At 54.0% G+C, this 25,396-nt stretch carries 24 protein-coding genes; 15 read left to right on the forward strand and 9 right to left on the reverse strand.

What is annotated here, in order from left to right; translation table 11 throughout:
- Positions 1–27: 27 nt before the first annotated feature.
- Positions 28–1,986, forward strand: coding sequence for a peptidase U32 family protein (locus GA0061071_RS10785; RefSeq protein WP_061496023.1), 1,959 nt, complete (start codon positions 28–30; stop codon positions 1,984–1,986).
- A 30-nt stretch (positions 1,987–2,016) separates the two neighbouring features.
- On the opposite strand, the gene GA0061071_RS10790 is transcribed toward GA0061071_RS10785, so the two are convergent.
- Complete coding sequence (locus GA0061071_RS10790) at positions 2,017–2,226, reverse strand: hypothetical protein (protein ID WP_088237593.1); 210 nt, start codon at positions 2,224–2,226, stop codon at positions 2,017–2,019.
- Positions 2,227–2,296: 70 nt separating this feature from the next.
- Complete coding sequence (locus tag GA0061071_RS10795) at positions 2,297–3,262, reverse strand: LysR family transcriptional regulator (protein WP_088237592.1); 966 nt, start codon at positions 3,260–3,262, stop codon at positions 2,297–2,299.
- Between the two features lie 96 nt (positions 3,263–3,358).
- Between GA0061071_RS10795 and GA0061071_RS10800 the strand changes: the two genes are divergently transcribed.
- On the forward strand, positions 3,359–4,039 hold the full coding sequence (locus GA0061071_RS10800) for a nitroreductase (protein ID WP_088237591.1): 681 nt from the start codon (positions 3,359–3,361) through the stop codon (positions 4,037–4,039).
- Positions 4,040–4,092: 53 nt separating this feature from the next.
- Here the strand turns inward: GA0061071_RS10800 and GA0061071_RS10805 are convergent, their stop codons facing one another.
- From GA0061071_RS10805 to GA0061071_RS10820, 4 genes are all read right to left on the reverse strand, one after another.
- Complete coding sequence (locus GA0061071_RS10805) at positions 4,093–4,557, reverse strand: hypothetical protein (RefSeq protein ID WP_245191418.1); 465 nt, start codon at positions 4,555–4,557, stop codon at positions 4,093–4,095.
- Positions 4,558–4,667: 110 nt separating this feature from the next.
- Positions 4,668–4,796, reverse strand: coding sequence for a DUF2474 domain-containing protein (locus GA0061071_RS10810; protein ID WP_071890023.1), 129 nt, complete (start codon positions 4,794–4,796; stop codon positions 4,668–4,670).
- A complete protein-coding gene (gene cydB / locus GA0061071_RS10815) occupies positions 4,796–5,806 on the reverse strand; it encodes a cytochrome d ubiquinol oxidase subunit II (protein WP_088237590.1) in 1,011 nt (336 codons plus the stop codon). Before cydB ends, GA0061071_RS10810 begins: the two co-directional genes overlap by 1 nt.
- Positions 5,806–7,143, reverse strand: a complete 1,338-nt coding sequence (locus GA0061071_RS10820; protein WP_088237589.1) for a cytochrome ubiquinol oxidase subunit I — start codon at positions 7,141–7,143, stop codon at positions 5,806–5,808. Before GA0061071_RS10820 ends, cydB begins: the two co-directional genes overlap by 1 nt.
- A 276-nt stretch (positions 7,144–7,419) precedes the next feature.
- Here GA0061071_RS10820 and GA0061071_RS10825 point away from each other — a divergent pair, with 276 nt between their 5' ends.
- The 9 genes from GA0061071_RS10825 (at position 7,420) to GA0061071_RS10865 (ending at position 17,727) form a co-directional block, all read left to right on the forward strand.
- Positions 7,420–9,132, forward strand: coding sequence for an AAA family ATPase (locus GA0061071_RS10825; RefSeq protein ID WP_088237588.1), 1,713 nt, complete (start codon positions 7,420–7,422; stop codon positions 9,130–9,132).
- Complete coding sequence (locus tag GA0061071_RS10830) at positions 9,098–10,051, forward strand: HNH endonuclease (RefSeq protein ID WP_061496007.1); 954 nt, start codon at positions 9,098–9,100, stop codon at positions 10,049–10,051. Before GA0061071_RS10825 ends, GA0061071_RS10830 begins: the two co-directional genes overlap by 35 nt.
- Positions 10,052–10,135: 84 nt before the next feature.
- The gene (locus GA0061071_RS10835) at positions 10,136–11,542 is read left to right on the forward strand and encodes an aminotransferase-like domain-containing protein (RefSeq protein WP_061496005.1); all 1,407 of its coding nucleotides are present in this window, start codon (positions 10,136–10,138) and stop codon (positions 11,540–11,542) included.
- Between the two features lie 347 nt (positions 11,543–11,889).
- Positions 11,890–13,032 (forward strand): putative ABC transporter substrate-binding protein YdcS, encoded by a 1,143-nt coding sequence (ydcS, locus tag GA0061071_RS10840; protein ID WP_088237587.1) that lies wholly within the window; start codon positions 11,890–11,892, stop codon positions 13,030–13,032.
- Positions 13,033–13,049: 17 nt separating this feature from the next.
- Positions 13,050–14,063, forward strand: a complete 1,014-nt coding sequence (locus tag GA0061071_RS10845; protein WP_061496002.1) for an ABC transporter ATP-binding protein — start codon at positions 13,050–13,052, stop codon at positions 14,061–14,063.
- 1 nt (position 14,064) lies between these two features.
- Positions 14,065–15,000: an ABC transporter permease gene (locus tag GA0061071_RS10850; protein WP_061496000.1), complete on the forward strand. Its 936-nt coding sequence runs from the start codon at positions 14,065–14,067 to the stop codon at positions 14,998–15,000.
- Entirely contained in the window at positions 14,990–15,784 is a 795-nt protein-coding gene (locus tag GA0061071_RS10855; RefSeq protein ID WP_088237586.1) for an ABC transporter permease, read from the forward strand. Before GA0061071_RS10850 ends, GA0061071_RS10855 begins: the two co-directional genes overlap by 11 nt.
- A 25-nt stretch (positions 15,785–15,809) precedes the next feature.
- Positions 15,810–17,234, forward strand: coding sequence for an aminobutyraldehyde dehydrogenase (gene patD, locus GA0061071_RS10860; RefSeq protein WP_061495998.1), 1,425 nt, complete (start codon positions 15,810–15,812; stop codon positions 17,232–17,234).
- A gap of 271 nt (positions 17,235–17,505) precedes the next feature.
- Entirely contained in the window at positions 17,506–17,727 is a 222-nt protein-coding gene (locus GA0061071_RS10865; RefSeq protein ID WP_061495997.1) for a hypothetical protein, read from the forward strand.
- 58 nt (positions 17,728–17,785) lie between these two features.
- On the opposite strand, the gene GA0061071_RS10870 is transcribed toward GA0061071_RS10865, so the two are convergent.
- Entirely contained in the window at positions 17,786–18,223 is a 438-nt protein-coding gene (locus GA0061071_RS10870) for an ECs1072 family phage-associated protein (protein WP_061495995.1), read from the reverse strand.
- 263 nt (positions 18,224–18,486) lie between these two features.
- Here GA0061071_RS10870 and GA0061071_RS10875 point away from each other — a divergent pair, with 263 nt between their 5' ends.
- The 4 genes from GA0061071_RS10875 to GA0061071_RS10890 all read left to right on the forward strand — a co-directional run bounded on the left by GA0061071_RS10875 (position 18,487) and on the right by GA0061071_RS10890 (position 20,212).
- A complete protein-coding gene (locus GA0061071_RS10875) occupies positions 18,487–18,780 on the forward strand; it encodes a hypothetical protein (RefSeq protein ID WP_088237585.1) in 294 nt (97 codons plus the stop codon).
- Between the two features lie 173 nt (positions 18,781–18,953).
- The gene (locus GA0061071_RS10880; protein WP_071890708.1) at positions 18,954–19,127 is read left to right on the forward strand and encodes a GhoT/OrtT family toxin; all 174 of its coding nucleotides are present in this window, start codon (positions 18,954–18,956) and stop codon (positions 19,125–19,127) included.
- A gap of 86 nt (positions 19,128–19,213) precedes the next feature.
- On the forward strand, positions 19,214–19,387 hold the full coding sequence (locus GA0061071_RS10885) for a GhoT/OrtT family toxin (RefSeq protein WP_071890021.1): 174 nt from the start codon (positions 19,214–19,216) through the stop codon (positions 19,385–19,387).
- Positions 19,388–19,450: 63 nt separating this feature from the next.
- Positions 19,451–20,212, forward strand: a complete 762-nt coding sequence (locus GA0061071_RS10890) for an alpha/beta fold hydrolase (RefSeq protein WP_088237584.1) — start codon at positions 19,451–19,453, stop codon at positions 20,210–20,212.
- A 34-nt stretch (positions 20,213–20,246) separates the two neighbouring features.
- Here GA0061071_RS10890 and GA0061071_RS10895 read toward each other — a convergent pair whose 3' ends face one another.
- Entirely contained in the window at positions 20,247–22,421 is a 2,175-nt protein-coding gene (locus GA0061071_RS10895; RefSeq protein WP_088237583.1) for a virulence factor SrfC family protein, read from the reverse strand.
- Positions 22,418–25,396 (reverse strand): virulence factor SrfB, encoded by a 2,979-nt coding sequence (locus GA0061071_RS10900; RefSeq protein WP_088237582.1) that lies wholly within the window; start codon positions 25,394–25,396, stop codon positions 22,418–22,420. Before GA0061071_RS10900 ends, GA0061071_RS10895 begins: the two co-directional genes overlap by 4 nt.

A 25,396-nucleotide genomic window follows, 5' to 3' on the forward strand; every position in this document is an offset into this window, starting at 1 on the left:
TTGCACATAATGGATAACGACGATTGTATGCGCCTGCACCCCCATCACCTTGAACTGTTAAGCCCCGCCCGCGATGCCGCTATCGCCCGTGAGGCAATCCTTCACGGCGCGGACGCTGTCTATATTGGCGGTCCCGGTTTTGGCGCCCGCCATAACGCCGGAAACAGCCTGCGCGACATTGCCGATCTGGTGCCGTTTGCACATCGATACGGTGCAAAAGTCTTTATTACGCTGAATACCATTCTTCATGATGACGAGCTGGAACCGGCGCAGAAATTGATTGGTGACCTTTATCAGGCAGGCGTTGATGCGTTGATCGTGCAGGACATGGGGGTGCTGGAGCTGGATATTCCGCCCATTGAGCTGCATGCCAGTACCCAGTGCGATATTCGCAGCGTTGAGAAAGCCAAATTTCTTTCCGATGTCGGCTTCAGCCAGATCGTACTGGCGCGCGAACTGAACCTTGAGCAAATCCGTGCCATTCACAGCGCAACGGATGCAACCATTGAGTTCTTCATTCACGGTGCGTTATGCGTGGCCTATTCCGGGCAGTGCAACATTTCTCATGCGCAAACCGGACGCAGCGCCAACCGCGGCGACTGCTCGCAGGCGTGCCGTTTGCCCTACACTCTGAAAGATGATCAGGGGCGCGTGGTAGCGTATGAAAAACATCTGCTGTCGATGAAAGATAACGACCAGACCGCCAACCTGGCAGCGCTTATCGACGCGGGCGTGCGCTCCTTCAAAATTGAAGGGCGCTACAAAGATATGAGCTACGTGAAGAACATCACCGCGCATTATCGCCAGATGCTCGATGCGATCATTGCCGATCGCGGTGACCTGGCGCGGGCATCCGCCGGGCGTACCGAGCACTTCTTTGTTCCGTCGACCGACAAAACCTTCCATCGCGGTAGTACGGACTACTTCGTTAATGCGCGTAAAGGCGATATCGGTGCATTTGATTCGCCGAAGTTTATCGGTCTGCCGGTGGGTGAAGTGCTGAAAGTGGGCAAAGATCACCTCGATGTGGCGGTGACCGAGCCGCTGGCGAATGGCGATGGCCTGAACGTGCTGGTGAAACGCGAAGTGGTCGGGTTTCGCGTCAATGTAGCCGAAAAGACGGGAGATAATCGCTATCGCGTCTTCCCGAATGAAATGCCGGAACTGCTGAAAACCCTGCGTCCGCACCATCCGCTGAACCGTAACCTCGATCATAACTGGCAGCAGGCGCTACTCAAAACGTCCAGCGAGCGGCGTATTGGTGTGGATATTGAGCTTGGCGGCTGGCAGGAGCAACTGATTCTGACGCTGACCAGCGAAGATGGCGTAAGCGTAACGCATACGCTGGAGGGGCAGTTCGACGAAGCCAATAATGCAGAAAAAGCGCGGGAAAACCTGAAAGAGGGCCTGAGTAAACTGGGGCAAACCCGCTATTACGCACAAACGGTAGCGGTCAACCTGCCAGGCGCGTTATTTGTGCCTAACAGTCTGCTCAATCAACTGCGCCGTGAAACGGTGGAGATGCTGGAAGAGGCGCGCCTGGCGAGTTACCAGCGCGGCAGCCGTAAACCCGTGGCGACACCCGCGCCTGTTTACCCGGAAACCCACCTCTCTTTCCTGGCGAACGTTTACAACCACAAGGCGCGTGAGTTTTATCATCGCTACGGCGTTCAGCTCATCGATGCTGCGTTTGAAGCCCATGAAGAGAAGGGCGATGTACCGGTGATGATCACGAAGCATTGCCTGCGTTTTGCCTTTAACCTGTGCCCGAAACAGGCGAAAGGGAACATCAAGAGCTGGCGCGCGACGCCAATGCAGTTGATCCACGGTGATGAAGTGCTGACGCTGAAATTTGACTGCCGCCCGTGCGAAATGCACGTGGTGGGCAAGATTAAAAACCACATACTGAAAATGCCGCTCTCCGGCAGCGTGGTGGCGTCGATAAGCCCTGATGAGTTGCTGAAAACACTGCCGAAAAACCGCTAAAAGAACGGGTGGCTTAGCCACCCGTTTTGCTTAACGCTGGTCTTCGGGCATTGGGGGTTTCTTCTCGTCACGCTTTGGCGGCTTCGCCGGTTTATGTTTCGGCGGCAGCGGTTTTTTCTCTGCTTTGTGGTGTTGCTGGCCCGGGGCGTTTTCCGGCGGCAATGGTTCATGGTCTGCGGCAAACACCATCGAAGAGACGCTCACCGCCAGGATGGCAGACACGCGTGCAATCTTTTTCATACGACTTCCTTTCTCACTCTGTATTGCGTCGCCGTGAATTTGACGCCAAAAAAGTGAAGGAATGATGGAGTTAACCCCCTGTGGGAGTATGCCAGGCAGAGGGCGTTTGATAGCGCCAGTAGGGTGGCGAACCGAAACTCGCCAGTAAGAAATCAATCACTGTGCGGGTATTGAGCGACGGGTATCTCCCGCCAGGATAAAGCAGCCACAGCGATTGCTCTGCCGCGGAGTAGGTCGGTGAAAATTCCGGCAACAGATCAACCAACTCACCGCGATTCAGCATTTCACCCACCTGCCAGTCCGGGTAAAGCAGGATCCCGGCGTCATTGTTCGCTGCCTGGAGTAACAATTCGGCATTGTCGGAGACGATTTTTGCCTGTGGTGAAAACTGATAATGCTGCTCACCGGTATGAAAACGCCAGCGCTGCAGACCCGTTTTCCCACGATAGGCCAGCAACCGATGCTGTTGTAACGCTTCCGGGGATTCTGGTCGTCCAAAACGACGAAGATAAGCGGGTGTGGCCACAAGGTGACAACGCTGGCTGGCGATCAGCCGGCCGTGAAGTTCTGAATCTTTCAAAGAGGCGATGCGTAACAGCAGATCCGTCCCATCGGCAAACGGGTCGATGTAGTCATCATTCAGGTTGAGTTCAATGTTCAGTGCCGGGTAACGCTCGCTCAATTCACTGATACGCGGCCCAATATGCCGCAAGCCAAAGGATATCGGCGCGTTAATGCGAATGCGGCCGCCGGGTTGGTCGCGCCTTTCGCCAACCTGTATTTGCGCATCGGCAAGTTGCTGAAGCATGGTACGAAAAGCATCGGCATAGATATGACCCGCATCGGTGGCAATGACCGCGCGCGTGTTGCGATACAGCAATTGCGTTTCCAGCGCCTCTTCCAGTTGCTGAACAACACGTGAAAGCGACGACGCGGCAAGACCTTCGTTACGTGCCACTTCCGACAAATTCCCTTCACGCACAATGGCGAGAAACAGGTGCATCGAACGGGCGCTAATCTGGCTGAGTGATTTCATTTTTGCGTAATCTGCAATGGTCCATAGCGCATTGTAGTGTTTTTACGCACAGAATTCATCGCTAAGCTACGCGAACGATAAGCACCGGAGAGTATGATGAATCACACAGTTTTGGCATTTGATGAAACCGTTCGCCAGCGTTCTTCCGTCCGCGCGTTTTTACCCACCCCGCTCAGTGATGCGCAAATCCGCGCGGTATTGCAGGATGCGCAATATTCACCGTCAAACTGCAACACGCAGCCGTGGCACGTGCATGTGGTTTCCGGAGAGACGAAAACGCGGCTGGGAAAACTGATGACCGCGAACGATCTGGCGGGGGTCCAGACGCCGGATTTCAGCTTCTCCTATGAGGATTTTCACGGGGAGTATTTCGATCGTGCCCATGAGCAGGCACGCATTTACTATGAGGCACTCGGCATTGCCCGCGACGATAAAATCTGCCGCAAAGAGGCTTATTTACGTAACTATCAGTTTTTTAACGCACCGCACGCCGCGTTTCTGTTTATGCCATCGTTTGGCGATAACATCCGTGTGGCGTCGGACATCGGTATGTATGCGCAGAGTTTTTTACTTTCGCTCACTGCGCGCGGTTTTGCCGGGATCCCGCAAACCCTGCTCGGCTTTCACGCTGATATGATCAGAAAGGAATTGGGTGTTTCCAGCGACTATCGCCTGTTATTCGGCATCTCGTTTGGTTATGCCGATACGACCGCGCCTTCGGCGCAAGTCCGTATGCCGCGTATTCCTGTCGAACAGAGTGTGGTGATGCACGGGTAAAACAGCAGGTTTACAGAGACGCTAATCGCGAACATTAGCGTCTCTGTCTGGGATCAAGCAGCACAAAGTGCGCGAGCGCTCTGTTTCCATTGATCAACTTGTGTGGGATGCAGAAAAGAGAAGTAGACGGTGATGTTGTCGGGAAGGATGTTTTGCAGTGCTGGCAGACAATTGGCTTCACAAGGCCGCAGTTCAATGTAAGCACTGGTGATTGGCAGAACGATGTTGGTGCTGTCAGCGCGTTCAATACGCCGGATCGCCGCCATCAGCGCGGCCATTTCTCCGTGCAGTTTCACCCAGTTGTGCGCGTAGATATTTGGTGGCATTTCGACCTGCATCTGGCTATTACCAAACGCATAGCGGGCGTTACCGCGCAGCGTGTATTCAATGGTCGCGCAGCACGATTCCGGGCCAAACCCCTCATGCCGGACCAGTTTCTTTTTGTCTTCCAGCGTGCGACGAACAATCGGATAGCCCGAGTTGAGATCGTAAGGCGTCTGAACAAGGTTAATCATCATCTCTCCCTAACTGCATGAAAAAGCGCGGCTCTAATCAAAATCAGATAACAAAAAAGCGTAGTGAATGATCCCGGCTATTTCTAGCCGTGATCATCGTTGCTTCGCGATTGTCAGTGTGATTTAAACCCCGCCGCCGACATCAGGAGCCGGAAAACCATACTGACCGCGAACAGCGCCATAACGCTGCCACCCCAGATTAATAGCATCCAAATCAAGCGGTTCAGGAAGGTTTGTTTCATCAGTGATACCCCTCGCCAGGTTGCACTTTGCCGCGGAACACGTAGTAGCTCCACAACGTGTAAATCAGAATAATTGGAATGATCAGCAGCGCGCCGACCAGCATAAAGCCCTGGCTCTGCGCGGGTGCTGCCGCCTGCCATAGGGTGATATCTGGCGGAATAATGTGTGGCCAGATACTGATGCCAAGGCCGCTAAAACCAAGGAAAATCAACCACAGTGTCTGTACAAAAGGCAAGGTGTGGTAATCCGGATTGTTGAGGCTACGCCATAACCAAAGACTCAGCGCTACCACCAACAGCGGTACCGGTGAGAAGAAGTAGAGGTTTGGCAGACTAAACCAGCGATCGGCAATCGCCGCATGTGTCAACGGCGTCCACAGGCTGATAACAGCAATAACTGCCAGCAGCGCCAGCAATAATCGCTTCGATGCATGACGCATTTTTTCCTGTAACGGGCCATTGCTTTTCATCACCAGCCAGCTTGCCCCCAGCAAGGCATAGGCGATCACCAGGCCCACCCCGCAAAACAGGGTGAAAGGTGTTAACCAGTCCAGCGCACCGCCGCTGTAACTGCGCCCGGTGACGGAAAAGCCATTAATGACCGCTCCAACCACTACGCCCTGGGCAAACGTAGCAAGCAGTGAGCCCGACAAAAAAGCCTTATCCCAGAACGGTCGATGTGCAGGCGTGGCTTTAAAGCGGAATTCAAACGCCACGCCGCGGAAAATCAGCCCCAGTAGCATCAGTGTTAGCGGAATGGTCAGCGCATCCACAATCACCGCATAAGCCAGCGGAAATGCGCCGAACAATCCCGCGCCACCCAGCACCAGCCAGGTCTCATTGCCATCCCAGACCGGTGCAACGCTGTTGACCATCACATCCCGCTCATCGGCATCACGCGTCAGCGGAAAGAGAATGCCAATACCGAGATCAAAACCGTCCATCACGATGTACATCAAGGTGGCGAAGACAATAATGACGAACCAGATTAACGACAGATCGATACCCATTAGTGACTCTCCTTATGCCACGCCTGCGGGCCGTGGGTGATCAGGCGCACCATATAGCTGTAGCCGACGCCAAAAACCGAACAGTAGACAATAAAAAACGCCAGCAGGCTGATGCTCATGTGCAGGTCGCCATGTGCCGAAACCGCATCTGCCGTACGCAACAAACCGGACACGACCCACGGTTGTCTGCCAACCTCGGTGGTCACCCACCCGGCGAGAATGGCGATCAAGCCAGCGGGCCCCATCCACAAGGCAAAATGCAAAAATGGGCGAGACTGGTACAAACGCTGTTTGTAGCGCAACCACAGCGCGCCAACGCCCAGCGCAATCATCAGCACGCCCAGCCCGACCATCACGCGGAATGACCAGAACACCAGCGGCGCGTAAGGGCGATCTTCTTTAGGAAACTCTTTCAGCGCCGGAACCTGCTTGTCCAGGCTGTGGGTGAGGATCACGCTGCCCAGCGCCGGGATCGCCAGTGCGTAACGTGTGCGTTCCTGCGCCATATCCGGCAAGCCAAACAACAGCAGCGGGGTGGCTTCACCGGGCGGGTTTTCCCAGTGGCCTTCGATGGCGGCGATTTTTGCCGGTTGATATTCCAGCGTGTTGAGTCCGTGCATATCGCCAACCATCGCCTGAATCGGGGCCACGATCAGCGCCATCCACATCGCCATGGAGAACATTTTTCGCATGGCGGGGGTGTCGTTACCGCGCAGTAAATGCCAGGCAGCGGAAGCGCCGACAAACAGGGCGCTACTGAGAAACGCCGCAATGGTCATATGCAGCAGACGATACGGGAACGAGGGGTTAAAGATCACCTTTAGCCAGTCGACCGGCACAACCTGGCCGTTTTCAATCACAAACCCTTGCGGGGTATGCATCCAACTGTTGGACGCCAGGATCCAGAAGGTAGACATCAGCGTGCCGAGCGCCACCATGCAGGTGGCAAAGTAGTGAAGACCCGGTCCAACTTTGTTCCAACCAAACAGCATTACGCCCAGAAAACCCGCTTCAAGGAAAAACGCCGTCAGCACCTCATAAGTGAGCAGTGGTCCGGTAATGCTGCCGGCAAACTGGGAAAAACCGCTCCAGTTGGTGCCAAACTGGTATGCCATCACCAGCCCGGAAACCACGCCCATTCCGAAGTTAACGGCAAAGATTTTCGACCAGAAGTGATAGAGCGTGCGCCAGTCCGGGTTGCGGGTTTTCAGCCACAGCCCTTCAAGCACCGCCAGAAAGCTGGCGAGACCGATGGTGATCGCCGGGAAAATAATGTGAAAAGAAACCGTGAAGGCGAACTGTATTCTCGCCAGGTGAAACGCGTCTAAACCAAACATGCACAACCCCAAATCAAACGTTGTGGTGATTATGTTAATGAGCGCGAGCCTGAACTTGCAGAAACAGATTAGGGAAATTTTTCCATAACAGTTGCTCTGATAATGCTGTTTAGTGGCATCTGATATAGCTATGCTGTTTCAGTGCCAATACGGGTAGGGCGTGTGGCGTGGTAGCCAAAATGTCTCTGTGTTAGATTTATTCTCTTCTAAGATTTTACCAGGTTATGAATGGATCATAACCGTTAAGCCTGACTTCTCACCGGAAGGAGATGGACGTTGAAGGTTTATTTTTGCAATTCACTCGCGATTGACGGGCCAGAGGGTTTGTATTTGGTACCGGATAATATCGTCACTAACCACAGCGCACAGTGGAATGATTTCGGCTTTGAGATGATGTTTGCAGTTCATTATCACAGTCGTCGCCAAGAGACAGAATATATTGGTATGGCGCGATTTTTATGTCGCAGCCGGATGAATACCGCGAGTTATTTTACTGAGCACGGCGAGATTGTGCGTTCAGGGTTGTATGATATATCAAGGTTTATGCGCATCGATAACATCATCTCGCTAGGCAATGAGATTGATTACTACAAGATGCTGAATTACTTGAGAATGGAGTATCGTCTTGAACCGCTGGTGCTATTGAATAATTTATGCGACGCCAGCTATTACGCTCTGTTTCATAGTGAAACAGGGTTCAAAACATGGAACGGTTATAAAAATGCCTTTCTGCGCAATAAAACGACAGCGGAAACTTTATTAACAAAAGGGGTGAGTATCGCTGCGCCTGGCGCTATCGACTTAGCCCATCAAGACCTGACAATAGAAGAATTGGATCTACCTGAGACATTCGAACCGGTTAAATTTTCTTTCAGCCGCCGACGCAGTGGCGAGCTGACCGATAACATTAATATTATTATCGGTAAAAACGGGCTTGGTAAGACCCTGGTGTTGAAAGAAATCATCAATAGCATCGCCGGGATCTCATTAGACAAAACCAACAATGGTAAATTCCTCAAACTCATTGTCGCCGCTTTCAGCCCCTTTGAAAATTTCCCTCATCGTGAAGAAATTCTCGATGAGATTGAAAAATTAGAACCCATCCAGATTCGCTCGTCAGAAGAAGAAGCCCGGCGTATAAAAATGCTCGACGCGTATACCTATATCGGTTTTCGCAACCCGCAACGGGTATTTGATACCGAGTGGCCAAAAGCGCAGTCGGTGATTGCGCTGCAAAAAATACTTGAGCATGAAAAAGTCTCTGCAAAACTCAAAGAGACCTCCCGGTTTACACTGCTGACGCAGACCCTTCGCCGGGCGCTCTCCTTTGATCATATTGCCTTAACCGACAAAAATGGGTTTCAGATCATCGTTGATCCGAACGACGATATCGACTTTGATGCCATCAATCTAAAAGCAGGCTTGTCTTTTATTCGCAATGGCGACGAAAAAGCCATGAGCTCAGGCCAGCTAATGTACGCCTATATGATACCGCCGCTTATCGCCCACATTGAGGATGAGAGCCTGGTGCTGATTGATGAGCCGGAGCTTTACCTGCACCCGGAACTGGAAATTGGCCTGATCAAGATGCTAAAAACCCTGCTGCGTGAAACGCGTTCCTATGCAGTGATTGCCACCCACTCAGCGCTGATGGTACGAGAAATACATAAAAACCGCGTCACCATTTTGCAGGAAGGAAACGCGTCACAGCGTTCGACACGCGTGATGCAACCGCAAAGCGAAACCTTTGCCGCGTCTATTGAGCAGATCATTGGCGAAGCATTTAACGATTACTTCAGCAGCAAGCCGTTTGAAGAAGAGATCGATGCGCAAATCAGGAAATATGACTCTGCTGAAGAAGCAATAAGAATATTGTTCCCGAAATTGGGTTCAGACGGACAACAATATCTTTTCAGCAAGCTGGATAATTCACATTATACGTTGGGGGACAGGGATGAAAGCACTGAGCCATATGCGGATCCCGAATGATGACAGTTGGTTAGCGCTGGCGCTGGATTCTGACAAAGATAAAGTTCCACAGTTGCATGCTATTTCTGCACGTTTACGTGTTCGCTACCCTCAGTATGATCGTATTATTCAAAGGTACACAGTCAGGCCAGCGAACAGTATTTTCAAGAATGGCGATGATTTTGGGCCTGAAAAAGAGTTATTAAACCATTTTTACAATTCTGCACCTGCAAACCTGGGTGCTGAGTTATCGCGCCGTCGTAATAATAATGACCTTTCTGAATGCCCTTATTGTGGCTACCCGGAAAAACCTAACACGCTGGATCATTTTATCCCTGAAAGTGACTGGCCTGAGTTTTCCATTTATCCCGATAACTTAGTTCCGCAATGCATATATTGCGCGCGAATTAAAAGCAAACGCTATTATTCAGACGATGAAAGGCGATGCTTTTTTATTCATCCCTTTTATTCCGCTCTCCTTGAAGGGACACGCTTTGTCATTCAACTCTCATTAAGGCGTATTGAGCCGGATACGGTCACGGTAATAGGTGACCCGACATTCACTGTTCCTCCTGACACGTCGGAGGAAAATCGCAGACGCATTAAATTGCATATTGATAGTTTACGTATTGCTGAGCGTATCCGGGAATATTGTTGGCAGGAGCATAACAACCTCAAAAATTTTATTGAGAAAGGCAATCAGACCCATAACCCGGTCAATGTGGACGGCTACTGCCGGGCACAACGCGATAGCGCTCTGGTGGCAGTGGGCATGGCTGAACGCATTAACGAACCTGATTATCCGCACTGGGCTTCAGCCTATTACGTGGCATTAATTCGCAATACGGCGGTGATGGATTACTACAAAAGCCTGGTGGTCGCACCGCCTGCGACGTCAATCGCGCCGGTTGCCAGAGCGACCGCAAACGTGCCGCTGTAGAGGATTATTTGCAACATAATTATAACAGGCGCTGTTTTTTGTCGTAATATTCATAACTGATATGAAAAGGAACGCTCCCGTTATATGAAAAAATACCAGCGCCTGGCGCAGCAAATCAGTGAACAGATTGAACTGGGCGTCTGGCGGCCGGGAGAGAAACTGCCGTCGCTGCGTGAGCAGGTCACCAGCAGCGGGCTGAGTTTTATGACCGTCGGTCATGCGTACCAGTTGCTGGAAAGCCAAGGGCGGGTGATTGCCCGCCCGCAATCCGGGTATTTCGTAGCGCCCGCGCCGGGCACGCCTCGCGCGCCGGAGATGAAAGTGACCCGCGATGAAGCGGTGGATATCAACACCTATATTTTTGACGTGTTACAGGCAAGCTGTGACGCTTCCGTGTTGCCGTTCGGCTCCGCCTTCCCGGACCCCAAACTGTTCCCGATGCCGCAACTTAATCGCTCGCTGGCGAAAGTAAGCAAAAGCGCTGCCGCCATGAGCGTGATAGAGAACCTGCCACCGGGCAACAGTCAGCTTCGTCATGCTATCGCCCGGCGCTATGCCCGCCAGGGTATGAATGTCTCGCCAGATGAAATCGTGATTACCGCCGGGGCGCTGGAGGCTCTGAATCTCAGCTTACAAGCCGTCACGGAGCCAGGCGACTGGGTGATTATTGAAAGCCCGTGCTTTTATGGCGCATTACAGGCGCTGGAACGCCTGAAACTGAAAGCGTTGTCGGTACCAACAGATGTGAAAGAGGGCATTGATCTGGATGCGCTGGCGCAGGCGCTGACAGAGTACCCGGTCAAGGCATGCTGGCTGATGACCAACAGCCAGAACCCGTTGGGTTTTACCCTCAGCGCGGAAAAAAAAGCGCGACTGGTCGCGCTGCTGGCCGCGCATAACGTCACGCTGATTGAAGATGATGTTTACAGCGAACTCTATTACGGCCGTGAACAGCCGTTGCCTGCCAAAGCGTGGGATAAACAGGAGATAACGCTGCACTGCTCCTCGTTTTCCAAATGCCTGGTGGCGGGGTTTCGTGTGGGCTGGGTCGCGGCAGGTCGCCATGCGAAGCGCATTCAGCAACTGCAACTGATGAGCACCTTATCTACCAGTTCTCCGCTGCAACTGGCACTGGTGGACTATCTCTCTACCCACCATTACGACGCCCATCTGCGCCGCCTGCGCAGGCAACTTGCGGAGCGTAAACATCTGGCCTGGCAGGCATTGCTGCGCCATTTACCGCCAGAGGTGAAAATTTACCGTAACGAAAGCGGCTATTTTTTATGGCTCGAATTGCCCGCCGGTCTGGATGCGGGCGTTCTGAGCCAGCGAGCGCTGGCACACCATATCAGTATTGCGCCGGGCAAAATGTTTTCGACCACGGATAACTGGCGATCGTTTTTCCGCTTTAATTGTGCCTGGTCGTGGGGCGATAAAGAAGAACGCGCGGTCGTTCGCCTGGGGGAATTAATCCGCGACATGTTGAAATAAACGTCGGCAAGTTGTTCTTATTTTCTGAAGACACCATTCTCATTTTAAAAATAGCGACGGCGTAAACAGAGGTTACGTCGTCATTATTTTCTGCGCTTTCGTTGTGTGTATTCATAGGAAATGTGAATAGCAACACAGATTAACGTGCCATCGCTAACCCCTTGTCTATACTCTAAAAGACCGCGGCTTATTATTTTCATAATTAACGTAATGCGGAGTCAGTCACATCCTGGCGAAATTTCTGATGGGCGACATTCAGCCCGTCAGGCCGCCGACTATTTTTAGTAAGGGAGATATATTTACGGCAAGGCTGCCGCTCATTTTTCATTGCGACAGGAGTAAAACCGATGAGCAAGAAATTTGCCCGCAGCAGCCTGTGTGCGCTGGGTATCACTGTGATGACTGCACACGCAGCCGTGCCAACGGAAGTGGGACCCGGAGAAGGGCGGCTGGATATTATTGCCTGGCCGGGTTATATCGAGCGCGGCCAGACGGATAAGCAATATGACTGGGTCAGCCAGTTTGAAAGCGACACAGGCTGCGCGGTGAACGTGAAAACCGCCGCCACCTCCGATGAGATGGTCAGCCTGATGGCGAAAGGCGGTTATGACCTGGTCACCGCCTCCGGCGATGCCTCGCTGCGATTGATCATGGGTAAGCGTGTGCAGCCGATTAACACGGCGCTTATCCCGAACTGGAATACCCTCGATCCGAAGCTGGTGAAAGGTCAGTGGTTCAATGTGGACGGTAAGGTTTACGGCACGCCCTATCAGTGGGGCCCGAACCTGCTGATGTACAACACCAAAACCTTCCCGACACCGCCAGATAGCTGGTCTGTGGTTTTTGTGCAGCAAAATCTCCCCGACGGTAAAAGCAACAAAGGCCGCGTACAGGCTTACGATGGCCCCATCTACATTGCCGATGCGGCGCTGTTCCTGAAAGCCACACAACCGCAGCTCGGCATCAGCGATCCCTACCAGCTTACAGAAGCGCAATACCAGGCGGTGTTGAAAGTGCTGCGCGATCAGCATCTCCTGATCCACCGTTACTGGCATGACACCACCGTGCAAATGAGCGACTTCAAAAATGAAGGCGTTGTGGCCTCCAGCGCCTGGCCTTATCAGGCCAATGCCCTGAAAGGTGAGAATCAGCCCATCGCCACCGTGTTCCCGAAAGAAGGGGTAACCGGCTGGGCCGACACCACCATGCTGCACGCACAGGCGAAACACCCAAACTGCGCCTACAAATGGATGAACTGGTCGCTGACGCCAAAAGTCCAGGGGGATGTGGCGGCCTGGTTTGGTTCACTGCCGGTGGTGCCACAAGGGTGTAAAGCCAGTGCCTTGCTGGGCGAAAACGGCTGTGAAACAAACGGCTACAGTTTCTTCGACAAAATCGCTTTCTGGAAAACACCGGTGGCTGAAGGCGGTAAATATGTGCCTTATAGCCGCTGGACGCAGGATTACATCGCCATTATGGGCGGCCGCTAATCTGCCGGGAGCGACGCATGACTGATGCAGTAGAGTTTCAGGATGTCTCCCGCCTGTATGGCGACATTCGGGCGGTGGACGGCGTGAGCATTGCCGTCCGCGATGGGGAATTTTTCTCGATGCTGGGGCCATCCGGCTCCGGCAAAACCACCTGTCTGCGACTGATTGCCGGTTTTGAACAACTGAGCGGCGGGGCGATCCGTATTTTTGGGCGTGAAGCCAGCGAACTGCCGCCGTGGGAGCGGGATGTGAACACCGTTTTCCAGGATTACGCGCTGTTTCCGCATATGTCGATCCTCGACAATGTTGCCTACGGATTAATGGTCAAAGGGATGGAGAAAAAACAGCGTCACGCCCGCGCCCGTGAGGCGCTGGAGAAGGTGGCGCTTGGCTTCGCGCACGGTCGCAAACCTTCGCAACTCTCCGGCGGGCAGCGCCAGCGTGTGGCTATTGCCCGCGCCCTGGTGAATGAACCCCGGGTCTTACTGCTGGATGAACCGCTGGGCGCACTGGATCTCAAGTTGCGCGAACAGATGCAACTGGAGCTGAAAAAACTCCAGCAGGATCTGGGCATCACCTTTATTTTCGTGACCCATGATCAGGGAGAAGCGCTGTCGATGTCTGACCGGGTGGCGGTGTTCAATAATGGCAAAATTGAACAGGTCGACACGCCGCGCGAACTCTATCTGCGTCCGCGTACGGCGTTTGTCGCCAGCTTTGTCGGCACCTCGAATGTGTTTGATGCGGCACTGGCGGGGAAACTGTGCGGTATGCAGGGCATGTACTCGCTACGCCCGGAGCATATTCGTCTGAACGCGCCGGGTGATATCGAAGTTGACGCAATCGTACAGGCAGTGCAATACCAGGGGGCGTCAACCCGCTTTGAACTGGCGCTGCCCGATGGCGTCAGGCTGCTGGTCAGCCAGGCCAATCTCTCCGATGCGTTATTACCAGAGACGCTGGCACCGGGGAAAGCAGTGCGGGCCGCGTGGTCGCGGGACGCGATGGTGCTACTCCAAGGAGCGGGGTGAGATGGAGATGAGCATCACCGGCAGGTCATCGCGCCGCGCCAGCCTTAGCGGGCTATTCTGGCGTAAACCGCTACTCGGGTTGTTGCTGTTACTCCTTGGCCCCCTGATGTGGTTTGGCATTGTTTACCTGGGGTCGCTACTGACCCTGCTGTGGCAAGGTTTTTACACTTTCGACGATTTTACAATGTCGGTCACGCCGGATCTGACTCTGGCGAATCTGTTGGCACTGTTTAATCCGGCCAATTACGACATCATTGTACGCACACTGGTGATGGCGGTTTCGGTTACTGTGGCAAGCGCGATCCTCGCCTTCCCGATGGCGTGGTATATGGCGCGCTACAGTCGCGGAAAGTGGAAAGCCTTTTTCTATATTGCGGTGATGTTGCCGATGTGGGCGAGCTATATCGTGAAAGCCTACGCCTGGACGCTATTGCTGGCGAAAGATGGCGTTGCTCAGTGGTTTTTAAATCACCTTGGGCTGGAGCCTGTCCTGGCGTCGCTTCTTGCGCTGCCTGCAGTGGGTGGCAACACGCTGTCCACCTCCGGCCTCGGGCGGTTTTTGGTGTTCGTCTATATCTGGTTGCCGTTTATGATCCTGCCGATTCAGGCCGCGCTGGAGCGGCTACCGCCGTCGCTGCTGCAGGCGTCGGCGGACCTGGGGGCGCATCCGCGCCAGACCTTTCGTTATGTGGTGTTGCCGCTGGCGATCCCTGGTGTGGCGGCGGGATCGATATTTACCTTCTCGCTGACCTTGGGGGATTTTATCGTTCCGCAATTGGTGGGACCGCCGGGCTACTTTATTGGCAACATGGTCTATTCCCAACAGGGAGCGATAGGCAATATGCCGATGGCCGCCGCCTTTACGCTGGTTCCAATCGTGCTCATTGCTATTTATCTGGCGTTTGTCAAACGCCTGGGAGCTTTTGATGCACTCTGACCGCGCACCGTTTTTGCTCAAAGTCGCCACCTGGGGTGGCGTTATCTTTCTCCATTTCCCGCTTTTGATTATCGCCATCTATGCTTTCAATACTGAGGATGCGGCATTCAGTTTCCCGCCGCAGGGCTTTACGCTGCGCTGGTTCGGCGTGGCGGCGGCGCGGGGTGACATCCTAGATGCAGTCTCACTGTCACTGCAAATTGCCGCGCTGGCGACGGTTATCGCATTGATTCTTGGCACACTTGCTGCAATGGCCTTATGGCGCAGTGATTTTTTTGGTAAGAGCGCCATCTCGTTGTTACTGCTGTTGCCCATTGCGCTGCCGGGCATCATTACCGGGCTGGCGCTGTTAACCGCTTTTAAAACGGTCAATCTGGAGCCGGGCTTTTTTACCATTGTGGTGGGGCATGCGACCTTTTGCGTGGTGGTGGTATTTAACAACGTCATCGCCCGTTTCCGCCGCACCTCCTGGAGTCTGGTGGAAGCCTCAATGGATTTAGGCGCAAATGCCTGGCAAACCTTTCGTTATGTGGTGCTGCCGAATCTCGGTTCAGCGCTGCTGGCGGGGGGGATGCTGGCATTTGCGTTGTCGTTTGACGAAATCATCGTCACGACCTTTACCGCGGGCCACGAGCGCACCTTGCCACTGTGGTTGCTTAACCAGCTTGGTCGCCCGCGTGATGTGCCGGTCACGAATGTGGTTGCGCTGCTGGTGATGCTGGTCACCACCGTGCCTATTCTCGGCGCCTGGTGGCTAACCCGTGATGCGGAAACCGGCAAATAACTGACAACGCTGAAAGGACAGAACTATGCAACATCAATTGTTTATCAATGGCGAACTGGTTAACGGCGAAGGTGAGAAACAGGCTGTCTACAACCCGGCCACCGGCGAGGTGTTGCTGGAGATCGCAGAAGCCTCACCAGCCCAGGTCGATGCGGCGGTGCAGGCGGCAGACCGCGCCTTTGCCAGTTGGGGGCAAACCACGCCAAAAGCACGGGCGGAGTGCTTGCTGCAACTGGCGCAGGTCATTGAAGAGAATGCCGATACCTTTGCCCGCCTCGAGTCCCTCAACTGCGGTAAACCCTTTCATTGTGTGCTGAACGATGAACTGCCCGCTGTGGTGGATGTGTTCCGCTTTTTTGCTGGCGCGGCACGCTGCCTGAACGGGTTAGCCGCAGGGGAATATCTGGAAGGGCACACGTCGATGATCCGTCGCGATCCGATTGGCGTTGTCGCGTCGATTGCACCGTGGAACTACCCGTTGATGATGGCGGCGTGGAAGCTGGCTCCGGCGCTGGCGGCCGGTAACTGTGTGGTGATCAAGCCATCGGAAATTACCCCGTTAACCGCACTGAAACTGGCAGAGCTGGCAAAAGATATCTTCCCGGCGGGGGTACTGAACGTCCTGTTTGGTCGGGGGAAAACCGTTGGCGATCCGTTAACCGGCCACGAAAAAGTGCGCATGGTGTCGCTGACGGGATCTATCGCGACCGGTGAACACATTATCGGGCACACCGCGTCATCCATTAAGCGCACGCACATGGAGCTGGGCGGCAAAGCGCCGGTTATTGTATTTGATGATGCCGATCTGGATGCGGTGGTGGAAGGCGTACGGACATTCGGTTTTTACAACGCGGGGCAGGATTGTACTGCGGCGTGCCGTATCTACGCGCAGAAAGGCATTTATGCCGCGCTGGTGGAAAAGCTGGGTGCCGCAGTTGCCAGTCTGAAAATGGGCGCGCCAGAGGATGCCTCAACGGAGCTGGGGCCGCTTAGCTCCGCAGCACACCTTGCACGGGTGAGCAAAGCCGTGGATGACGCTCGTGCACTGAGCCATATCCGCGTCATTACCGGCGGCAATAAAGGCGAGGGCGCGGGCTACTATTACCAACCGACGCTGCTGGCGGGGGCGAAGCAGGAAGATGCGATTGTGCAGCGCGAAGTGTTTGGGCCCGTGGTCAGCATGACTGAGTTCGACAACGAAGAGCAGGTGCTGGGCTGGGCGAATGACTCACAGTATGGCCTGGCGTCTTCGGTGTGGACGAAAGATGTCGGGCGGGCGCACCGTCTCAGCGCGCGGCTGCAATATGGCTGCACCTGGGTCAATACGCATTTTATGCTGGTGAGTGAAATGCCCCACGGTGGGCAAAAACTCTCTGGTTATGGCAAAGATATGTCGCTGTATGGTCTGGAAGATTACACCGTGGTGCGTCACGTTATGATCAAGCATTAACAGAATTATCGGCTGCCAGGGAAGGCAGCCAAATCCTTATATTTTTGAGGTATATCTCATAGTCTGTTTTCGTGCTGTTATTATGCGCAAGAAACTGGTTTAATCATCATCAGCCACCAGCGGAATGGCAAAATATAAGTTTTTAAATAATACCGCACTCAGACATCTTCGTTGCCCTGTCACATTAATGTCATTAACGCGACAAATCGCAGTCATTACTGCCTTCGATAATGTCTGGCTTTTAAAAAAATCAGGCAGGGGAAATATACCTATGAGTAAAACAGTGGTCGTGCTCGGTCCGGGCGGGACGTCTGAGTTTCTGACGGTTGCAGACGGTGAAACTTCTATTCCGTGGGCACTGGAAGGGCTCAATGGCGATGCAACACGCGGCGCCATGCCTATCGAAACCTATTATTGCGAAGGCGAAGAGTTTTATTTCGCACGCATCGAGAATATGTTGCATGGCGAAGTGATGTCATCGCCGCTCAATTAAAATTCAATAAAAAAAGAAGGGCTCTGATGAGCCCTTCTTTTTATAATAATTCGCATGCTTATCTTTTCAAAAAGACTTCATTTTCGCGAGGGGCCCAGTCTTTCTCCGAAAAGTCGTAGGTGGGCAGTGGCTCGTCTTTGATTCCCTGGGAACGCAGCACGGCGCGAACTTCCGCAGGTAAGTTTTCATCGCGGAAGAGTTCAGCCAGTACAAACATGACGTCGAGAAACGAGAGTTGCTTTATTTCAAAGGGTTTCCAGCCGGTGCGTTTGTGAATCAAATGATACAATGCTTCTTCGCCGGAGAGCGGCACGAAACTGCTGGCATATTTTTCCCGATGGCGCGCGAGTAGCGATTCAAGAATAAATATCTGCGCAGTGCGCTGGCGGGCTGCATGCGCCCGTGGACTGTCAGTGGTCACATCGTTGTACGTTATGTCATTGTTTTCACGTACCCGAACTTCTATGGCTTGCCACAGATCGTCGTATTTCTGCATAACCTTACCTTTTTCTCCTGAAGTATGACTTGCTGCCAGACAATAACAGAGTTACGCGATCGTCGCCAAACTTCAGGGTGCTATTCAACATCATCGTTTATATTTTAATTTTACCTTAAATTAAATTTTTCTCCACAGACAATGTTCTCTGTTTTTATAGATTACGTCGCCGTAAAAACCCGCAGAATAATTTGCGTTTAATCAATGCTTATTCACTATGTGAATACTACTGTATAAACTCATACCTTCTCTGGATGCATATAATGAACAGGAATGCAGTGTTGTGCGGGGTGATCGCGGCTGTGAGTATGCTGATGACATCAGAAGGACTGGCAAAAACACAGGCGCTTTCCGACGCACAGGTTAAAAAAGAGATTATCGCCGAATCGATCGCCAACTACCCTGGCCCTTGTGCGTGTCCTTATAACCAGGCGCGTAATGGTAGCGCCTGCGGTAAACGCAGCGCATGGAGCAGAGCGGGGGGATACTCACCCATTTGCTATGCAGACGAAGTGACGAAAGAGATGATTAAAACGTGGCGCGAACGACAGCGGTGATCCGTTCGTTACGGGCAAGCCGGGTGAACAGAACACCCGGCTTTTTTATGCCCATCAGTGGGTTAGATCAAAATACGCGCCCATGAATTTCAGGTATAAGTAATTAAACTTGATATATGTCAACAAAAAGAGCATATTGCGCACGTTTTGTTACTTCCTGGTTAATGTTTGCTATGTCGCTCTATCAAAAAATGTTGGTTTTCTACGGTGTTATGGCGCTGATTTGCGCATTTATTACCTGGTTTCTTTCCCACGATCGGAAACGCATTCGTCTGTTGAGTGCTTTTTTGGTGGGTTCCACCTGGCCGATGAGTTTCCCGGTGGCGTTATTGTTTTCCCTCTTCTGAGTGAAGCGTGACGCTGAAAACACAAAAATCTTAAAAAAAGTGCAACATATGCCGCGGATGTTTTACCTAAGGACAGGAGACAGACGTTGGAATTATATACAAAGCTACTCATCTTTTACGGTGTTATGGCGGTCGTGTCCGGTGTAATAACGTATTTCCTTGCGAGTGATACCCGCAAAATTCGTATTCTCAGTGCCTTTTTAGTGGGTGCAACCTGGCCCATCAGTTTTCCTGTCGCCTTACTTTTTTCTCTGTTTTAACGTTTCTCGCCACTTTACTGGATTGCTGTATATAATTACAGTATTACGGTAAAGGAGAGACACATGAACAGTTTTTATTCGCAGCAGGCACAAGGGTGGGTTCGCTGGCAGGATCTGCCCGGTCACGGCGATCCGGTGGTTTTTATCCATGGACTGGGCTGCGCATCATCGTATGAATACCCTCGCGTGGTAACCGATCCAGCCTTCGGCGGCCGGCGCGCGATCCTTATCGATCTGCCCGGCAGCGGTTACAGCGAACGTCCGGCGAGTTTTTCCTACCGTACCAGTGAACAGGCGAAAGTCATCGTTGAACTCCTTGACCATCTGCAACTTGACGCTTGCTGGCTGTATGGCCACAGCATGGGTGGCAGTATTGCAATTGAAGTGGCTGCGCTGGTCCCACAACGGATTCGCGCGCTGGCGGTTTCCGAGCCCAATTTTTATGCCGGAGGCGGGGTGTTCAGCCGGGTGATTGCCGCTGAAGCGGAAGCCGAATTTGTCACCTGCGGTTACGCCATGTTATTAGGCCAGGAGAAAACACCGTGGGCAGGCAGCCTGCAAAGTAACGCGTCCTGGGCTATGTGGCGTGGCGCGAAAAGCCTGGTTGACGGTATTGCCCCGTCATGGATGGCGTTGTTTAGCCGTTTTCCACGGCCAAAGACGCTGATTTTTGGTGAGTTATCGCTACCGGATAACGATGCTCAACAGGTGTTGGATCAAGGTATAGAGGTGCGGATCATTCCGCAGGCGGGGCATTCCATGTCATGGGAACAGCCCGCTGCGCTGGCACGTGCGCTGAGCGCCTTTATTGCCGAACATGAGTAAAACCCCCGGCACACCTGCGTGGCCGGGGGTTTTTTTAAGGCAGTAAGGTTTTGAGTTTCTTACGCGCGGCGGCAGAAACATCCAGCGGGTGGCTGTAGCCAATGTTTTCTGTCGCGCGATGGTAGAGAGCAACCAGCCAGTCGTAAACGTAGCGGGTCGCCGCATGAACCGGCTGCTCACTGAGTTTGGTTAAGCGAGCATCATTCATGCTTACCGCGGCGCTGGCAAAAATGGTGCTGCCTTTTTGTACGCGGCTGGCCGGGCGCTTGTCTTCCGGCACATCGGCATAACCCAGCCAGGCGACAAAGTTCCCTATCGCAGCGTACAACTGCGCGGCGCAGGCAGTATCGCGCTGCATCACTTTTTGCAGTTGCTCCGGCAGGTTAAGGCGATAGCTACTGATAATCACCGTCTCCGCCATATGGCGCAGTGCAGCGGGAGAAATGCCAAGGCGTGCAGCATTGTCGTCGTTACGGCTCCACTGGCGAACATGATTTACCCACAGCGCATGCGCCTGCTGCCCAATGTCTTTCGCCATCGGTTGCTGCTCCGTGTTTTCAGCGGACTCGGCAAACAGATCGATAGACTCATTAAACAGGCCGCTGACTTTCTCTTCACGGGGCTGCTGTACTTTCCACAGCGTATCGAACTGCTGCATATCCGGCAGTAAGCCTTCCAGCAACTCACCGTGGCGGGACGCCTGGCCTTGCAGTTCACGGACAACCGATTCCGCACGCGCACGCTGTACCGTAACTTCTCTGACCGGCGCAGCGGCCCAGCTTTGCAGCAGATCCCGCAGCGTTTGTTGATGACGCTCGGTCAGCGCTTTCAAACGGTTCTGGCGCAGACCCGGTGCGGTGGCCTGCGCCAGCCATTCCAACAGGCGTTGCAGGCTGCTAGCATCCAACGCCTGCAATGTGCCCCAGTGCTGACCCGGTTTGCCAATTAATTGCTGAACGGCTTCGTCGAGGTTTTGCGCCTGGGTAAAACGCGCGTCCTGTGGCGTAATGGCCCAGACCAGACCCGGTAAGGCCGTTTCCTGACCGGATTGCGTCTCTTTAACCCAGTTCAGCAGGGCACGGGCTGTGACGCCTGTCGCTGCGCGTTCTGCGGTGGCATTACAGATCATCAGCACATCCGGTTGCAGACGCTGGCGATAATTGTCCAGCAGCCAGCGGCATTTACTGCGCCACAGCGGTTGCCCCTCCTGAAGACCCGGGGCCGGGATATCCAGAATATCCACCGAGGGCAGCACGCTGTTTTCAACCGGCAGCACCAGTTCACGGGTAATCAGGGCAAGGGTCGCCAGCGGCACGCTCACCGCATTTTGCAACTGGTCGTTAGACCAGGGATGCACCACCACGTCGTCCTGAATCTCTTCAGAACGGTGTTCCGCCGGGGTGAGAAAACCGTCCGTCGGCAGGGCAAAATTATCCACCAGTACGCTAAGCGGGGCTGCCAGTTCGCTGGCGTTGCCGGTTTGATGCAGCGTATGGGCCAGCGACAACCACTGTTGCGTCAGCTCTTGCTGTTCACCCCATAGCAGCGACCAGGCGCTGGCGCGCGCGGTGAGATCCAGCGACGGCAGAAGAGAAGCGAACTGATGCCATAACGCATCGTCCATATGTTGCAGTGATGATGGCACCACCGAACGCCAGAAGCGGGCAATGGCGCCAATTTCCAGCGCCGAAATACCGGGAACCGCATTGGGCTGACGCAGGGTGCGCCATTTTGCTACCCGATCTTCAATAACGGATTTGTCCACGGCGCGCAGTTCCGGTTGCTGGCGTGCATGGGCGATAAAAACCTGCACCAGTTCAGCTTCGCTGAGAATGCGCAGACGCAGCGGAAAACTCTCATCCATCCCGCTTGTGCGCGGACTAAAACGCAACGCCATGCTGGTCAGCCCGTGCCCCGGATTAATATGGGTAAAGTAGTCCAGCGTTTTGTCGCCAGGGCGCACATTCAGCCGCCCGTTGCCAGTGCCACACAGCGCATTGAGCAAATGGGCTTTCGCCGCTTGCGAATGACCATACAACCCGATGGTGCAGGGAGCATCCTCCGCCTCTTTTAAGGCAGACTCTTCAGCAGCGGCGGTGGTCAGGCGCGCCAGCAGCGCATCGGCATCGTCGTCCAGCAACGGCGATAGCAGGCGGTTTTCGTTGATCCATGCCGTCAACGCTTGGGTAGTCTTTGCGCTCGCACTCATTTCAGGTACACACTCCCGCTGTCGATCCAGTAATGGCTTCCGCTATGGCGGCGATCGGCCAGCGTATTCAGTTTAAACGTTAACGCATCAGGGGCGACCGGTGTGCCATCCTGTAACCAGGCTTCGCTGAGGGCGAAAGATTCCGGCCCATGTTGTTTGTTACCACCGCTGAATTTCAGACGCACGTTCAGCACACCGTCTCCGGCAATGGCTTTCGCCAGTTCCTGAGAGTTGATACTCAACGTATAGAGCGGGGTGGCTGGCCAGCGGGCATTTGCCAGTTGGCGGAACCCCAACGTTACATTTCCGCGCAGCGGGAAGTGTAAACGCGCGTCCAGCTTCGCGCCCGGCTTATCTAAATCAATGTCGTGATACCAGATATTCTCGTCGCGCAGGGTGTTGACCACGTTATCCAGCACCCCGAGGTAGCGCACGGTAGAGTAGGCGCCAATGTCCGCTGCTTTAAAGTTAAAGCGCGGCAGACGCAAATCCAGCGCCAGGCTACAGAGCATCGCGCCGACGGCCGCGGTGGATTTCGGGTTGCCAATTTTGCCTTGCTGGCTGAAGGGATACCACTCATGCACGCGATATTTATCCAGCCACACCATTCGGTTGACCGGCACTGGTTGTAAGTGGCGGATCAGCGCTTGTACGCCAGGCAGACAGCCAGGGCGGCCGGTAATGAGCAGCACGTCGCAGCAATAATGGCTGATGGCTTCGCACACTGCGTGGAGCGGGGCGGTAAGGGTGAACTGCCCGGCCAGCATGGCGTTTTGTAACTCTTGGAAATTCACCTGTAACGGAACATCCAGTACATCAAATTCAGCAGAACCCGCAGGCAGCGCATGATCAATGGCCTGCTTCAGGTAGTTCATCACATTGCGCGTTGGCTGTTGGGTAAGCAACTCGCCAAACGTGGCGTGCAACCCGGCCAGCGGATCGTTGATGTCGCTCTCTTCCCAGGCGGCAAGAATGGCATGGCCGATAGGCATAAAGAGTTGCAGCGTGGTTTGCTGGCGCAATACCGCCTGAGTATCAATACGGCCGGAATCGCCAAACAGGGCCGCCATAATCGCAGCGGCATCGGTGATCCCGGCTTTTTGCATGTGGGTTTGCAATGCAGGCAGAACGCAGCGCTGAATAACGTCCAGCAGAATGTCGTCCCCGGCCACTTTGAAACCTTCGCGGAACAACAGTTTCGGTGTAATTTTCACATTGCTGCCGGTTCCGTCATCCAACTGATAATGGGTGATCGCCATATCCGTGGTGCCGCCACCAATGTCCACGGAGGCAACACGCAGCGAACGACCCGGCGCAGCCTCCGGTGCGTCGGTGCGATCCGGGCGAGCGGTCGCGGCGAAGAATGTTTCGGTTTGCCCGGCAAAACGGGAAATGGCTTCGTTATACAACCACACCAGTTGCCCACAGCTCGCTTCGTCCCACTCCATTTGAATATGCGGCACCGGAACAACGCTTTTTTCCTGCTGTTTACGGTTGGCGAAATCTTCATCCTGCGGATGCCAGCCCATGGCTTTCCATACCAGCGCGATAGCTTCAAACATACGGCGGCGGAAAATTTCCCGCTCCTGTTTTGGCATTGCGGAGGGCAGGGTCAGAATGATGGTACGCAACTGGCGCGGCGAAGCCGGGAAACCAAGACGCAAGCGTGTGGCAACGCTGTTGATCTGCCCGAGCGCTTGCGCCAGCAATTCGCACAGCATATGGGTCATCAGCGTGCTGCGGCTGTACTGCGGTGAAAAGACCGGCAGACGCTCATCCAGCGGCAGGCTGTACAGCGGCTGGCCTTCGTCATTCATCAGGTTCATCAGCGGGAATGCAGTCGCCAGCGGTTCACGCTGGGTTTTGCTGTTCATCTGGCTAAAGCGCCAGTCCTGCAAGACCGGGGTTTCGTCCCACAAATAGCGGCGAGGGCTGGAGATCCCGCTGTTGCCTTCGGTGCCCAGACGTTGCATCGCCAGTTTGCGGGCTTCATCACCGACACGCACGATAGAGGGCCAGATAAAAGCATCTTCACGCCCGCTCTCTACGGAAAAATGTTGCTTGCCGAAGCGGGCTTCTGAGAACTCAAGACGGCTGGTAAACAGTGGCTCATTGAGGAACTGCGGTTCACTCAGGGAACGCACCTGCAGTTCGGCAGTCTGACGCAGACCATCGTTAGCATCACCATGATCTTCAATAATCACGCCGCAGGTATGGGTGTTACCGACATCCAGAATCAAATCCACCGGGATCGCCGGGGTGCTCAGGGTATGGGTGACGATCTTCACTTCTGGCACCTGCAACTGCGTACCCAGCAGCGTCATCAGGTTCAACCAGTGCGCCTGGTACTCAAAACTGCGCAGCGCCTGGTTAATATCCCGCTCGCTACGGTTTTCGTTTTGCGTAGCCTGCTGAAAAGCTTCGCGCAACCAGCCGTCGACCCAGGTTTGATCGAGAAAATCCGCCACTTCGTCATCGCGCCAGGCCAGAGAGAAGCGGGTGCCATTAAGGATATCGTTCTCCAGCGGCGCAAGGCTGCCCGGCGAGAGATCGTTAATCTGGCTGTCGAGCGCCAGCGCCACGCGGTGCGTATTACCTGCGCTGTCCGGCTCGCTCAGTTTGCGGATCTGCACGCGCGCCCAGTTATCCGGGCCTTCAACAAAGGTACGCGGCGGGTTGAAGCGTAAAAAGGGAATCGGTAGCCAGACGCCGTCAAGCAGCGCCAGCGAATACTGTAACGCGTGGGTGCTTTCCGGTTTCACCACTTCTGGTTGGCCGCCGTCGCGACCGGGCAGGGTAAAGCGCCCGTTCAGCAGGTCGAAATCCAGACGCAGCAGCGGGCCGTTGGCGGTTTTACGGACGAACCGACCGCTGTTTGGCGGATCTTGCGGCGTCAGGCCGAAATCAAGAAATTGCACGCCGCTGTTGGCAATCAGCGTCACGCTCTGTTTGTAGTCGCAAAGATTAACCAGCAT

It is taken from the genome of Kosakonia oryzendophytica (assembly GCF_900094925.1).
Classification (GTDB): Bacteria; Pseudomonadota; Gammaproteobacteria; order Enterobacterales; family Enterobacteriaceae; genus Kosakonia; species Kosakonia oryzendophytica.

Coding starts and splice junctions, on each gene's coding strand:
- cydB (WP_088237590.1), bottom strand. CDS start 5,806: ATGGGTATCGATCTGTCGTTAATCTGGTTCGTCATTATTGTCTTCGCC.
- GA0061071_RS10875 (WP_088237585.1), top strand. CDS start 18,487: ATGAACAGGAATGCAGTGTTGTGCGGGGTGATCGCGGCTGTGAGTATG.
- GA0061071_RS10830 (WP_061496007.1), top strand. CDS start 9,098: ATGAAAGCACTGAGCCATATGCGGATCCCGAATGATGACAGTTGGTTA.
- ydcS (WP_088237587.1), top strand. CDS start 11,890: ATGAGCAAGAAATTTGCCCGCAGCAGCCTGTGTGCGCTGGGTATCACT.
- GA0061071_RS10865 (WP_061495997.1), top strand. CDS start 17,506: ATGAGTAAAACAGTGGTCGTGCTCGGTCCGGGCGGGACGTCTGAGTTT.
- GA0061071_RS10805 (WP_245191418.1), bottom strand. CDS start 4,557: ATGATGATTAACCTTGTTCAGACGCCTTACGATCTCAACTCGGGCTAT.
- GA0061071_RS10895 (WP_088237583.1), bottom strand. CDS start 22,421: ATGAGTGCGAGCGCAAAGACTACCCAAGCGTTGACGGCATGGATCAAC.
- GA0061071_RS10795 (WP_088237592.1), bottom strand. CDS start 3,262: ATGAAATCACTCAGCCAGATTAGCGCCCGTTCGATGCACCTGTTTCTC.
- GA0061071_RS10850 (WP_061496000.1), top strand. CDS start 14,065: ATGGAGATGAGCATCACCGGCAGGTCATCGCGCCGCGCCAGCCTTAGC.
- GA0061071_RS10880 (WP_071890708.1), top strand. CDS start 18,954: ATGTCGCTCTATCAAAAAATGTTGGTTTTCTACGGTGTTATGGCGCTG.
- GA0061071_RS10890 (WP_088237584.1), top strand. CDS start 19,451: ATGAACAGTTTTTATTCGCAGCAGGCACAAGGGTGGGTTCGCTGGCAG.
- GA0061071_RS10790 (WP_088237593.1), bottom strand. CDS start 2,226: ATGAAAAAGATTGCACGCGTGTCTGCCATCCTGGCGGTGAGCGTCTCT.
- GA0061071_RS10870 (WP_061495995.1), bottom strand. CDS start 18,223: ATGCAGAAATACGACGATCTGTGGCAAGCCATAGAAGTTCGGGTACGT.
- GA0061071_RS10810 (WP_071890023.1), bottom strand. CDS start 4,796: ATGAAACAAACCTTCCTGAACCGCTTGATTTGGATGCTATTAATCTGG.
- GA0061071_RS10820 (WP_088237589.1), bottom strand. CDS start 7,143: ATGTTTGGTTTAGACGCGTTTCACCTGGCGAGAATACAGTTCGCCTTC.
- GA0061071_RS10900 (WP_088237582.1), bottom strand. CDS start 25,396: ATGCTGGTTAATCTTTGCGACTACAAACAGAGCGTGACGCTGATTGCC.
- GA0061071_RS10835 (WP_061496005.1), top strand. CDS start 10,136: ATGAAAAAATACCAGCGCCTGGCGCAGCAAATCAGTGAACAGATTGAA.
- patD (WP_061495998.1), top strand. CDS start 15,810: ATGCAACATCAATTGTTTATCAATGGCGAACTGGTTAACGGCGAAGGT.
- GA0061071_RS10855 (WP_088237586.1), top strand. CDS start 14,990: ATGCACTCTGACCGCGCACCGTTTTTGCTCAAAGTCGCCACCTGGGGT.
- GA0061071_RS10785 (WP_061496023.1), top strand. CDS start 28: ATGCGCCTGCACCCCCATCACCTTGAACTGTTAAGCCCCGCCCGCGAT.
- GA0061071_RS10800 (WP_088237591.1), top strand. CDS start 3,359: ATGAATCACACAGTTTTGGCATTTGATGAAACCGTTCGCCAGCGTTCT.
- GA0061071_RS10845 (WP_061496002.1), top strand. CDS start 13,050: ATGACTGATGCAGTAGAGTTTCAGGATGTCTCCCGCCTGTATGGCGAC.